The organism is Buttiauxella sp. (assembly GCF_049686335.1).
Lineage (GTDB): Bacteria > Pseudomonadota > Gammaproteobacteria > Enterobacterales > Enterobacteriaceae > Buttiauxella.
In genome coordinates, this window is sequence record NZ_JBAVHX010000008.1 from 330,544 (window position 1) to 345,177 (window position 14,634).

1 protein-coding gene and 1 pseudogene are annotated in these 14,634 nt (G+C 55.1%); both read right to left on the bottom strand.

Going from position 1 to position 14,634, the window contains the following annotated elements; translation table 11 throughout:
* Nucleotides 1-170: 170 nt before the first annotated feature.
* Nucleotides 171-13,208: pseudogene (locus WBL83_RS06860) on the bottom strand (BapA/Bap/LapF family large adhesin); the annotation flags it as partial.
* A gap of 813 nt (nucleotides 13,209-14,021) precedes the next feature.
* Nucleotides 14,022-14,504 carry an SsrA-binding protein SmpB gene (smpB, locus tag WBL83_RS06865; protein WP_324120451.1) on the bottom strand — a complete coding sequence of 161 codons (483 nt, stop codon included), beginning with the start codon at nucleotides 14,502-14,504 and terminating at the stop codon, nucleotides 14,022-14,024.
* Nucleotides 14,505-14,634: the final 130 nt, after the last annotated feature.

The window sequence follows — 14,634 nt, forward strand, 5'->3', positions numbered from 1 at the left end:
GATGACGCTGCGCTTATCCGACCTACGGTTATTGTTTATGTCGGATGACGCTGCGCTTATCCGACCTACGGTTGTTGCTTATGTCGGATGACCCCTCATTTTTCCGACATTTGTTTTGATTTTGTAGGGTGGATAAGCGCCAGCGTCATCCACCGTTTTTTAGTTATCTATCAGGTAATAATGTGATTCTGCTGAACCAACTCATCGAGCGTGACGTGCGTGTTCTCCAAAGTCACGAGTGGGGTTAGGTTGTGCGTCGTGCCGGTGCCATCCCGGTCGATGGAAATCACCGTGTTATTACCGCTGGTGGTGACGTTCAGGTAGTTGGCGATGTTCGAGCTTGCCGGGTTCCATCCCACCAATAAATCGTGGATATCAATCTTGTCGCCCTGCGCAAGCGAGAAGTTTTTCCAGGTATCTGCGCCATTGCCGCCTGTCGCATTGGCATTGTTGAGCAGGTCATAAACCAGCGTATCGCCATACGCCGAACCGGTTATCACATCGCTTTGCGCGGTGCTGACAAACTGCGGATTCATATTGATGGTTAAGGTTGCGCTGTCGGTATGGCCGTTCTGGTCATTCAGGCTGTAGGTGAAGGTTTCTTTGGTGGTTATCGACGCCGGGTTAATCCCGCTGTTGAGCGTATAGGTATACGCTCCGTCGATGCCGATTTGCAGCGTGCCGTAATGCCCCTGAATGGTGGCGGAGGCGCTGCTGTTAGTCAGTGGATCAAGCGTCGCGGTGCTGCCGTTAAAGCCAGTAATGCTTAACAGCGTGTGAACCGTTCCCAACTGGTCAATGGCACCCGATGAGTCCGTACCATCGTACAAATTGCCATGAACGGTGCTGGCGCTTTGCATTAAGTAATTATCCAGATCGATGGTGGTACCGGTGACGGTTGGGGTGATGCTGATTTGCCCCAGCCCCAGCGGCCCCATGCTTCCGGTGTAGTTCAGGGTGTAGGTCCCCGCCTGAAGATCCAGTCCACTCAAATTAATATTCACTAACCCACCGAGCAATAAACCGCCATTGAACGAGTCGCTTCTGATAACCGTTCCCGCCTCATTGGTGATATTCCACGTCACGTTTAATCCACCCAGTGAAAGCACTGAATTCACGGTGAAATGCAGAACTGGATTGTGCAAAACGTCATTCGCACCGACGACAAATGTCCCGCTGCCGCTTTTCGAGGTCGATGCAAGCAAAGCGGCGTTCCAGACAGCAGAACCCACCGTGATATCGGAGTAGTTCGCGGTCGTTTGCACCGTGCTTATCGCCATCGCCGTGCTGACATCGTCAATCGCATTAACCGGGGTTGGCGTCGCGGTGACATTCAACGAGGCGGTGTCGGTATCGCCATTTGGCGCGGTCACGGTATAGACGAAACTGTCTGGCGTTTTGATGCTGTCAGCGCCCAAACCCGCATTCAATTTGTAGGTGTAGTTACCGTTCGCATCAATGGTGAGCGTGCCGTATTCGCCAACAATGGTGGTGGTTCCGCTGGCCGCAACAGAAACACCGTTGACCTGCGTGATATGGCTGTTAACCGGAGCCACATCGTCTGCCAGAACATTGCCGTTGGTGGTGGCGGTTGTGCTTTCCACGGCATACGTATGATCCTGCAAAATGTTCAGCGTGTAGCCCGTCAGCACGGTCACACCGCTGGCATTATTGAGCAGGAACAGATACTCGCCGCCCGGCAGCGTTAAGGTTAATTGCCCGGAAGTCCCGCCCAACAGCGGCGCGGTAAGCCAGGTATTCACCACTTTATATTGCTCAAACTGCTGGGTGACATCGTTGAACTTGTAGATATACAGGTCGAACGTTGAGAGCAGCGCCACGCCGCCAACGCTTGCCTGCAACGTCATGGTGCGCGTCGAACCGTCATCAACATCAAAGATGATTGGGTTCGACATGTTCGCCAGCACATTGAGATTCAACACCTGCCCAAGGCCGACGCCCACTACCGAGAAGCCACTTTGCGACGATGCCCCGTGATTGATCGCTTCCACATCGGTGTTGTAGGTCAGTGCCGCCGTGTTATCTGTGGCGGTGACGGTGCTGGCCGCAGCGCCATTGCCCAGCGTGACGACCAACTGCGCTGAACTGCTCACGCCGTTCTGGGTGATGGTGTAGGTGAAGTTTTCCGTATGCCCAAGCACGGTGGCGGAAGTATTAGTCAGCGTGTAGGTGTAGCTGCCGTTCGGGTTGATATGCAGCACGCCATACTGACCCTGAATATCCGCTCCGCCCGCACCAATCGGCGTGGTGACGCCCTGTGCATTGGTGATGGAACTCACCACCGTACCTGCTGGGGCCGTATCTTCGCTGCCTGTCGGGCCTGGATCGGTAATCACGTTCCCCGGCTGCGTGGTGCCGCCGGTGATGGTTCCCGCACTGGTTTGCACGATAGCAACATCAAGGTTCGTCAGCGACCCGGTCGCCAGCAGGCTGGTGTTGTAACTCAGAACACGATATGAGCCTTCCGCCAGCCCGGTGATATTCATCGTGACGCCGCTGGCACCCAGCGTAAGCAAGTTGGCAAACTGCGGCATCGACGAGTCGATAATGGTGCTCCATGTCCCGGTCGCTGAATCGTATTTCTGAACCGCCACTTCCAGGGTATTGAGCAGCGAAAGCACCACGCCGGTGGCGGAGGCATCAATAGTGATATTGCCGCTTCCTCCTGTGGCGATGTTAAAGCTGACCTGCGCGGTGTCATTGCCGAGAACTAACGCCACATTGCCCAGTGCGCCGACCAGCAGCACGCCATAGTCGCTGACATGCGACGTCGTGATTTGCGCGTCGGTGGTTAACGCGAGGTTCACCACGTTGTCGTCTGCCGCCAGCGGTAGCACCGGCGCGGTAGCCGTAATCGTTGGCGAGCTATTGCCTGCCGCATCCGTGGCTCTGACGGAAAGGACTTCACCGCCAATTTCACGGGTCGGTAACGTCAGGCTATAAGTGCCGCCAGCGGTGGCGGTGGTGGTGACGGTTGTCCCACCAGGCAGTGTGATAGTGACGGTGCTATTGGCTTCAGCCGTGCCGCTGATGGTTGTGCCATCGCCGCTGATGGTGGCTGTTGGCGCAAGCGGTGCGATGGTATCCACAATCACCGTTGCTGGAGTGGAGAAGCCGCCGGTGCCGTTGACGTTGGTCGCCGTCGCGGTAAACGCGTGGGAACCTTCACTCAACAAGCCTGTTGGCGTAAAGCTCCAGACGCCGCCGATGCCCGCAACCGTGGTGCCCATCAGGACGCCATTGTTGTAGACGTTGACGGTCGCGCCCGCATCCGCCGTGCCGTTGATGGTTGGTGTGGCATCGTTAGTGCTTTGCCCGTTTGCCACGTTTCCGGTTATGGCGGCGAAGTCATCCACGACGCTTGTGATAACCGGTACGCCCGGCAACGCGGTGGAAGGTGCGGTTACGCTTGCTGATGTGCCGGTATTGCCCGCAGCATCCTGAGCAAAGGCTTGCAGGATTTGCGCGTTGGTTTGCGCCGGGGAAATGGCGATGGTGAATGCACCTGTACCATCAGCCGTCGCGGTGCCAAGCACCGTTCCGCCGCTGTTGGTAATGGTGACGGTGCTACCCGCTTCGGCGGTTCCCGTTACGGAGGTGCCGGTTGCGTTAACGGCAAGCCCGGTTGGCGGCGTTGGCGCAGTGACATCCACAACAATCCCCGCAGGCAGCGAATTGGTACTGATATTCCCTGCTAAATCGGTCGCCGTCGCCGTGAAGGAATGAGTGCCTTCGGACAGTTGCGCGGTTGGTGTATATGTCCAGACCCCATTCGCGTCGGCATTCACCGTGGTGTACAGCACGCCGTTGTCATAAATGTTCACCGTCGAGTTGGCTTCAGCCGTGCCGTTAAGCGTTGGCAGCCGGTCGTTAGTGGCCTGGTTATTCGCGAGCGAACCGTTGAATACGCCTCCGGCAACATCATCAACAATCGAGGTAATAACCGGCGCGTTCGGCGCGGTCGCATCAACGGTGATGGCAAATCCGCCGGTGGCGGTGCTGACGTTACCCGCCGCATCGGTGGCGGTAATCGTGAAGGTATGCAAACCCGCACCCAGAGGAGTGGTGGGGGTGAATGACCAGTTGCCGCCAACAGGCACCGTGACGGTACCAATTTGTGTAGCACCGTCAAAGATGGCCAGCGTGCTGCCCGCTTCTGCCGTGCCGTTCAGCGTAGGGCGTGTGTCGTTGGTGACTTGCCCGTTGCCGAGGGGGGTGTTAAATACGCCACCTGCCACATCGTCCACCACGGACGTGAGCACTGGCGTATTCGGCGTACCGGTATCGATAGTCAGCGTAAAGGTGCCTGATACCGCCCCGACGTTACCCGCCGCATCGGCAGACGTTGCCGTAAAGACGTGATTTCCATCAGGCCGGACTGGCGGTGTGTAGCTCCAGGTTCCGGTCGGGCTGGCAGTGACCGTCGCGAGGAATACGCCATTGTCGGAAATACTGACAATCGAGTTGGCTTCCGCAGTGCCACTCAGCAATGGCTGGTTGTCGTTGGTTGTTTGCCCGCTAACCAGGGCGCCTGTGACCGGGCCGACATCATCGAACGCCTGAATCACGATAGGTGCGCTTGGCGCGGTGGTATCGACAACAATATTAAACGTGTTAGACACGCCGCTGACATTGCCTGCGGCATCGGTGGCGGTCACCGTAAACGCATGACTGCCGGTACCCAGTGGCGCGATGGCCGGTGGGGTGAAGTTCCACACGCCGCCCGTTGCCGTCACGGTGCCAATCAAGGTGCCGTTATCGTAAATATTGACGATTGAGCCTGCTTCTGCGGTGCCACTTAGCGCCGGACGCGTGTCGTCCGTCACCTGGTTGTTAGCCAAATCACCGATTGTTGAACCTATATCGTCAGAAACAGTGGTGATCACCGGTGCGGTTGGGGCGGCTAAATCCACCAACACGTTAAAGGCTGCGGATGGTGCGCTGACGTTACCTGTTGTGTCCGTGGCGGTGACGGTTAAGTTATGCGAGCCGATTCCCAGCGGTGTTCCCGGCGTAAAGCTCCAGGTTCCACCAGCGCCAACGGTTGTGGTGCCAAGCACCTGATTGCCGTCAGAAACGGTAATGGTTGACCCGATTTCGCCGGTACCGGTAATGACAGGCCGCGTTTCATTGGTTGGCTGCCCGCTGGTAATGGGGCCAATGTTTGGCGCGGTGTTGTCGGTTACGGTCACAATCAGCGGCGCGGTCGGGGCAACCGAGTCGATGACCACCGCGAACACCCCGGATGGATTGCTGACGTTTCCGGCAGCGTCGGTAGCGGTGACGGTCAGATTGTGGTTGCCCTGGCCAAGTGCGGTAGTCGGATCCAGTGACCACTCGCCAGCACTATTCGCCGTCGTCGTACCAATAATCGTATTGCCATCTCTGAGAGTAATAATGGCATTGGCTTCACTGGTGCCGCTTAACGTTGGCAGCGTGTCTTTTGTTGATTGCCCGCTGGTTAACGGCAAATCGGTATTCGCTTGCGTCTGGTCATCGACCACCAGGGTGATCGCCGGAAGTATCGGCGCACTGGTATCGACGATGGCATTAAAGGTGGTGACTGGGCTGACGTTCCCCGCCAAATCGGTGGTGGTGAGTGTCAGCGTGTGGCTGCCTTCGGTCAGTGCCGGGTTTGGCGTCCATGTCCAGTTCCCCGTTGCATCAACCGGAATAGTCGCAACCACCGTACCGTTATCGCTGATAACGAGCGTGGTATTCGGTTCAACGGTTCCGTTAAAGACTGGCGTGGTGTCATTCGTCGGTACGCCAGATGTCACGGCTCCCGGCGTAGTGCCGTCGTCGGTCACGGTAGTAATAACGGGTGCATTCGGCGCGAGGGTATCGAGGTTTAGCGAGTATCCAGCGGACGGCGCACTGACGTTGCCGGCAGCGTCGGTAGAGGTGACGGTAATCGGATGGATGCCGCTAACCAAATCGGCCCCTGGCGTAAATGTCCAGGTGCCATTTGCCCCGACCACGGCGGTGCCGATGGACGAGCCGTTATCAAGTATGGTGATCGTCGAACCCACTTCGCCATTACCCGTCATGGTTGGACGCGCGTCGTTGGTCACCTGGCCACTGCTGACGGCACCCGTGACCGATCCAACATCGTCGGTGACAGTGGTGATGGTTGGTGTTGTCGGCAACGTGGTATCGACGGTAATAACAAAGTTTGGTGATATGCCGCTCGTGACGCCGCCGACAGTTTGGCTGACGGCGAAGGTATGCAGGTTATCGTCTAATGGCGCAGTAAACTGGTAGCTCCATGCCCCATTCACCCCGGCGGTAATCGGTGCTTGCGGGATGCCGTCAATATAAAGCGTGACGATAGCGTTGTCGGCAGCCTGGCCGCTGAGCGTTGGCAAGTTATCGTTGGTGCTTTGCCCGCTCGTCAGATTGCCAGTATTTGGCGTGATATCATCCAGCACTTCAATCGTTGGCGGGTGAGGAATGCCTGACGAGGTGGCGATAATATCCGCCGGGAGACTCTGGTTGCCCGCCGTATCCTGGGCAATTGCGGTTAATGCTTCGCCAGCAGTTTGTGCAGGCGAGATAGTGACAGTAAACGCGCCAGTCGTGCCATCGGCTAATCCTCTGCCAATTTCAACGCCGTTTGCGTCACGGATAATTACCGTACTGCCTGCTTCAGCCGTCCCGCTGATCAATGTCCCTGTCTCTTCAAGCGGTGTGGCGATAGTCGGTGCGGATGGCACACTCGTGTCAACGGTAATCAGAATTGGCGCGGACGGACCAACCGAGTTACCCGCCGCATCGGTCGCGCCAATCGTCAGCGAGTGACCATTTTCATCCAGTGTGGGCAGGGTAATGGACCAGTTGCCATCAGCATCGACGGTCGTCGTGCCAATTGGCGTAGTGCCGCCGTTATCATAAATATTAATCGTGCTGCCCACGGTACCGGTGCCATTGACGGTTGGCGTTGTATCGTCAGTGACGCTGCCGCTGGTGAGCGGCGTTTGAATGACGCCGACGTCGTCTGTGATTTCCGTCACCACCGGAGCCGTAAGTGGGGTGTTATTAACCGTTAATGTAAAGGCTGTGGTCGGATCGCTGACGTTACCCGCCGGATCGGTCGCGGTGGCGGTAATATTCAGCGTGCCATTCGGCAATGCTGCGGTTGGCGTAATTGTCCACACGCCGCCGGCGACGACAGCGGTGCCAAGCACGGTGTTGCCGTTGTACAGCGTAATGGTATCGCCATTAACACCGGTGCCGTGGAAGACAGGAATGTTGTCATCGGTCACATCGTTGCTAACAAGCGGGTCTGTCTTAGCGCCTACGTCATCCTCTGCAAAATCAATGGTGGGTGCATCGGGGATTTCGGTATCCAGCGTGAATTCGATGGCACCGGATTGCGCACTTTTATTGCCTGCTGCATCGCTTTCAATGACGGTAATCGAATGGTCTGGCTTGGTGAGTTCTGTTGCTGGCGTAAAACTCCAGCTGCCATCAGCCCTGACGGTGGTGGTGCCCAGTGGTGCACCGTTATCGAGGATCGTGATGGTATCGCCAGCTGTTCCGGTACCGGAGATAGTTGGCGTGGTGTCGTTTGTGCTGCCGCCATTGGCGATAGTGCCCAGGCCCGGCGTTTGATCGTCGGTGACTGTTGGAATGCCAGGCGCTACCGGGACAATCGTGTCCACAGTCAACGTAAATACAGCAGAAGGCAGACCGACGTTACCGACCGGATCGGTCGCCACGGCGGTGAGGCTGTGAGCACCTTCCGCTAATGCCGGTGCTGGGGTAAATGTCCAGTTGCCGCCATCCGGAACGGTCACTGTGCCAATCGGCGTCGGATTGCCATTATCGTAAATGTTAATGGTCGCCCCAACTTCCCCGGTTCCTGACAGTGTTGGCGTGCCGTTTTGCGTGCTGCCACCGCTGGTGAGTGTTGCGGGTGCTTCACCGACGACACCTTGCGCGTTGATAATCGACGGTGCTGGTGGCGGCGTGGTGTCTACCGTCAGCGTAAAGGTGGCGTCTGTACTGGCATTGCCCGCCGCATCAGTGGCCACCGCCCGCAGCGCGTGCGTTCCTTCGGTGAGAGGCTGTGTTGGCGTAATATTCCACAGACCATCGTTACCAACGACAAATGACCCGATGGCGATAGCGCCATCGTAAAGCGTGATGGTCGAGCCAACTGGCCCGGTTCCGTTCAATTGTGGCTGGGTATCATCAGTCGAAGAATTATTGCCCAGATCGGTGGTGATGCTGCCAATATTGTCATTCGCATTGCTAAAGGCGGGGGCATTCGGCGCACTGGTATCAACCTTAATCACGAATTCGTCAGACGTGGCGGTGACGTTTCCGGCGGCATCGGAGGCGGTGACTGTGAAGCTGTGATCGCCTTCGCCGAGTTCCGTCGTCAGCGTATAACTCCAGGTGCCGGATGAGTCGACGGTGAATGTCGTCAGATCGCTCGTGCCATCGAGAGTCAGCGTGACCGTCGAGCCTGGTTCACCTGTTCCGTTTAGGGTCGGCAACGTGTCGTTGGTCACGCCATTATTCGCAATCGGGCCGGTCAGAGTTCCGACATCATCGCTCACCAGGGTAATCGTCGGCGCGAGCGGAGCGACGGAGTCCACCGTCAGCGTAAATGTTGCAGCAGGGCTGGTGTTGTTATCGGCATCGGTCGCGGTGACCGTCAGGTTATGCAGTCCTTGCCCCAGCGCTGTACCAGGCGTGAAACTCCAGTTGCCGTCAGGGTCGGCATTGACGGTGCCAATTGGCGTAGTCCCGCCGTTGTCATAGATGTTAATGGTTGAACCGGGTTCGGCTGTGCCCTGAAGCGTGGGTTTATCGTCGTTAGTGGTATCGCCGCTGTTCAGATTTTCGTCAGGATTGTCGGTATCGTCAATCACCTCGCTGATAACCGGAACCGCAGGTGCAGTGGTGTCATAGGCCACAACTGGTGCGTCCGGACCGGTATTACCTGCATTGTCGGTAGCCGAGACATTCAGCGTTTCGCCGTTGGTTTGCGGTGGGGTGATGGTCACGCTAAAGCTGCCGTCATCTCCCGCTTTCCCATCGCCAAGCGGATCCCCGTCGCTGTCTTTGACCGTCACGGTACTACCCGGTTCAGCGTTACCCGTGACGACGGTGCCTTCGATATTAATATCCACATCCGTTGGCGCAAGAGGGTCGGTGTTGTCCTGGGCGAGCACGCCAGTATTCGGACCTTCGTTACCCGCCGCATCGGTTGCATTGACCAGTAGCGCTTCACCGTTAGTTTGTGCGGTGGTCAGCGGGGTGACATCAAATGCTCCGCCGGTATCCGCCGTTCCGGTTCCCAGTATCACACCATTGGCATCGGTGACGGTGATAAGGCTACCCGGTTCCGCCGTGCCGGTGACATGCAGGCCGTCGGCGGAAACTTGCAGGCCGCCAGGTGCTGCCGGGGCCTGGGTATCAACCGTCACGGTAAAGGTACTGGATACCGGGCTTTGGTTGCCCAGTGCATCCGTTGCGGTAAATGTAAATTCGTGGCTGCCTTCGCCAAGCGGTGTGCCTGGCGTATAGCTCCAGTTACCTGATCCATCGACCGGGATCGTTCCAAGTACGGTGCCATTATCAGTGATGGTCAATATGGAGTCTGGCTCTGCCGTTCCGTTGATTATCGGTTGGGTGTCGTTGGTTGACTGGCCGGATAAAATCGGGGTTTGCGTTGTACCATCATCGTCAACCGCACCGGTAATTAGCGGTGCAACAGGGGCTGTCGCATCAATATTTATCACAAAACCAGGCGATACAGGGCCGACGTTACCCGCTAAGTCTGTGGCGCTGGCGCTAAAGGAGTGCGGGCCATCAGGCAAATCACTGCCTGGCGTGAAAGTCCATGTTCCGTTGGTCGCGACGACCGCGGTACCCAACGGGTTGTTATTGTCAAAAATCGTTACGGTGGTTCCGGCTTCACCGGTGCCGTTGAGGGTTGGGCGCGAGTCGTTGGTGGTAGCGCCGCCTGTCAGCTCACCAACTCCTGGCGTGACATCATCCGTCGCGTTGGAAATGACGGGGGCGTCCGGCAAGGTGATATCAATAGTGACGGTGAAGTCGGCGGTAAATCCGCTGGTTTCGCCACCGGTTGTCTGAGTTGCTGAGAAGGTATGTTGGCCTTCTGGCAATGGCAGCAGGTATTGGTAAGTCCAGGTGCCGTCAGGCCCCACCGGGATGATTATCGGAACCGGGTTGTCATCCACATAGAGATTCACGGTGGCATTCGGAGTGGCGGTTCCGTGAACGTTTGGTAGTGCGTCATTGGTGGATTGCCCGTTAGTGACATTCCCACTGACCGGGTCCACATCATCCACCAGCAGCAGAATAACAGGTGGCTGCGGCAGGCCAGAATTGCTGGCGGTAAATCCAGTTTCACCGCTGGCGTTGCCGGCAGGATCCTGAGCAATGGCAGTCAGCGTTCCCCCAGCGGTTTGCGCCGGGGAAATAACAATCGTAAACGAACCGTCGCTGCTGTCCGCAACGCCTCTGCCGATTTCGACCCCACCTGCATCTTTAATAATGACCGTGCTGCCCGCTTCGGCTGTCCCACTGACTCGCGTTCCTGTGATTTCAACGGGTTCAGTGATATCAGGCGCAGGCGGCGGCGTGTTATCGACAGTAATCAAAATCGGTGCCGATGGCCCGACGGAATTACCTGCGGGATCGGTCGCACCAATCGTCAGTGAATGCTGCGCTTCGCTAAGTTCTGGCAACGTAATGGACCAGCTACCATCCTGGGCAACGGTGGTTGTGCCAATCGGCGTGGTCCCGCCGTTATCATAAATATTGATGGTGCTGCCAGCGGTGCCTGTGCCGTTAAAGGTTGGCGTCTTGTCGTCCGTCACACTGCCATCGGTAAGCGGCGTTTGGATCGCCCCCTGGTCATCCGCAATCCCCGTAATGACCGGTTCGGTGAGCGGCGTGGTGTAAATGGTTAAGGCGAAATTAGCCGAAGGATCGCTGACGTTACCTACAGGATCTGTTGCGGTGGCGGTGAGATTGAGTGTACCGACGGGCAGCGGCGTGGTTGGTGTAATACTCCAGACTCCCCCTGACACCGTGGTGGTGCCAAGCAGGGTGGCGCCGTTATAAAGATTGATAATATCGCCATCGACACCGGTGCCGTGGAACGTTGGCGTGGTGTCGTCTGTCACATCACCACTCGTCACCGATTGCTGAAGGTCGCCTGCGTTATCGTCGGCATTTAAAATGACCGGAGCGTCAGGAGGTATGGTGTCAATCGTAAAGGCGAAACCTGCGGACGGCTGGCTGACGTTGCCCGCTTCATCCGTCGCGGTAAGGGTCAAATTATGGCTGCCATTTCCCAGCGGAGCGGTGGGCGTATAGCTCCAGTTACCACTTCCATCAACGGTAATCGTACCAATCTCAACACCGTTATCTTTCAGGGTTAGCGTGGTATTAGGTTCCGCTAAGCCATTGAGAGATGGGCGATCATGGTTAGTTTGTTGGTCGGCAAGAATAGGCGTTTGAAGCGTGCCGTTATCGTAATAGGCATTGGTAATTGACGGTAACTCCGGCGCTGTTGCGTCTATTTGCACTTCAAAATCTGACGATGCTCCGCCCTGATTGCCTGCGGCATCTGAGGAGATGGCAGTGAGAATATGGATCCCATCACTCAGATTTGCACCGGGCGTGAAACTCCATGTTCCATCGGCGTTAACCTGTGTTGTGCCGAGCGGTATGGTTCCATTATCGAAAATCGTTACGGTGCTGCCGGCTTCGCCGGTGCCATTAATGGTCGGACGAGGGTCATTACTCAGCTGACTGTTTGTCAGGTTACCAGTGATGCCTTCAACATCATCCACCACGCTGGTAATTACCGGTGCCGATGGTGGAAGGGCGTCGAAAGCGGTGAACTGCGCTTGTACACCGATATTCCCCAGGGGGTCGATGGCAACCGCGACGAGCGTTTCACCTGCGGTTTGCGCCGGAGAGATGGTGATGGTAAAGGCGCCCGTAGTGGCATCTGCCGTTCCCACGCCAAGCTGACTGCCATTGGCGTCACTAATAATCACTGTGCAGCCCGCTTCGGCGAAGCCGGTGACTGTCGCGCCGTCAGCTGACGTATCCAGATTTTCAGGGGCGGCTGGGCCTTGAGTATCAATCGTGACGGTATAACTGCCGGATTGCTCACTTTCCCCTTTTATATTCGAGGCGGTGGCAGTGAAATCATGCGTTCCATCAGAAAGGGGAGTGGCTGGCGTAAAGCTCCAGTGACCAGTGGCATCCGCGACAACGGTGCCAATTTCTTGCCCATTATCAAAAATGCGGATAATGGAATTCTCGAGCGCGTAGCCTTCAATGGTCGGGGTATTGTCGTTGGTAGATTCCCCGGAAAGCACCTGGCCGGTGGTCGGCTCTACGTCATCGTTGACACTGGTCACCACCGGTTCAACAGGCTCTGGAATAAGCGGCGCGGTGACCGTAGCATCGGGGCCCGTGTTTCCTGCCGGATCGGTCGCATGCGCTGTGAGTTCTTCGCCGTTAATTTGTGGGTTAGTCAGTGGGATAGAAAAATTGCCGTTGCCGTCTGCCGTTCCCGTTCCGATAACCTGACCCGCGCCGTCAGTAATCGTCACAGTGCTGCCGGGTTCAGCGCTGCCGGTAATGGTTTTGCCATCTGCTGCAACACTCAGATTGGTTGGTGCTGCTGGTGGCGTGTTGTCGCCAGTCGGTGGTGCGGGATTGCCAGAGCCGCCGTTACCATTGTCATTAGAACTGTCTCCGCCACCACCTCCGCCACCACCGCCACCTGCTGCAAGGGCGATCCCCCCCGCCACGGCGACACCACCTAACACCCATGGCCAAATCGCGCCGCCGCCATCGGATTGCGCACCCGTCGCAGCCATCAACTCGTCAATATTGGCGATGTGTTCGAAGTGGAAAGCAGAGTCTGTATCCTGCACCCACCATAACGCGCCATTATCATCTTCGAGTACCAACTGGCTGCCGCCCTGGTCGGCGTATGCATAGAAATTTTTAACGGTAATCACTTCACCATCGCGAAGAGTGATAACCATATCGTTATTTGTGCGAACAATACTGGCGATATCCGTGCGGTCAGCTCTGAGTTCAACTATGGAAGGAGAATTCAGTGTGACTACAGATGTTTCTACATTATTGGTTACGCCGGTCAGTTTTGAGATGATTGATATTGAACGCATAATTATCACTCCATTCGGTATAAACGTGGGTGTAGTCGTTAGCAGTACTTAAATGTTCAAATAATCCCCGGAATAAAGTGTTAATAGATCCCAACTATTTTGAAGTTGTGAAATATTTAAATAACCTAAAGCATTTAACGAATTTCAAGCGAGCGAATGCCGACATCAGATAAACCTGATGATTTACGTTATGATTAGTGTTGAGTTTTCTCTTTCGGAGCCAATTTATAAGAAGGTCAAATTCATACTTTCTTATGATTTCTCTTTTAGGATATTGAAGATATAGACAGGAAAGCACAAAAGCGCAAATCGGGTGCAGAGTGACAGGAGAGCAGGGATGGAGCCCGTTAAATCAGTGTTGATGCATAATTTTTTGTTATGACCAGCAGTGAATGTAATTTGGGTTTATTTGCTTGATTATAAATAAATTATCGGGAATAAAGAAATATCACTGAAGGGGTAGAGTTGTCAGATATAAATAGGCTTTAGTTCATTTTTAGCTATGGTTTTATGGGCGAAAGCCATACGCTTGATACGTCAGTTTCGCCAAAAATCATACAAAATATTCTTATATTGTGAAGGTGTGTGGGATCTGTGATTGTGAAAGATACCTAATCTTTTTAATTTTTTTTAGCGAGTAGCAGAAGTTTAATAAATAGGAAGGTCATATTATCTGAGAATTACTTTCCGAAACTAATTAATATTAATTAGAAGAGTTATTAATTAAATATTGAACTATTTTTTGATTATTGGCCCTTCGCAAGAAGGACCAATAAAGCTATTTGGGGGGATAAGAAGTGCTTAGCGACCCGCGTGTTTCATGATACGCGCTTTATCTACTGCCCACTCTTTGTCTTTCAAATCGTTGCGTTTGTCGTGCTGTTTCTTACCTTTTGCCACGCCGATTTTCACTTTGCACCAGGCATTTTTCCAGTACATTGACAGAGCGACAACGGTATAACCTTCACGGTTAATACGCCCATAAAGATTATCCAGCTCCCGTTGGTTCAGCAGGAGTTTACGGGTACGGGTTGGGTCGCAGACCACATGACTTGAAGCCACGTTTAACGGGGTAAAGTTTGCGCCAAACAAGAAGGCTTCGCCATCAATCAAAATGACGTAGCTATCACCGATATTGGCCTTGCCGGCACGCAGAGATTTTACTTCCCAGCCTTGTAGCACGAGTCCCGCTTCAAACTCATCTTCGATAAAGTATTCATGGCGGGCGCGTTTGTTTTGCGCAATGGTGGCTGAACCTGGTTTGTATGCTTTTTTCTTTGTCATAGTGCTGCTCAGTATAAGTAATCCAGGAGTTCAAATACACCCCGCTTCGCTGCGAGGATGAAGGCATATCTTAGCACGGCTCAGGGCTAAGAGTTTTTCTTTGCTTGATGATAAATGGTATTATTTGCGT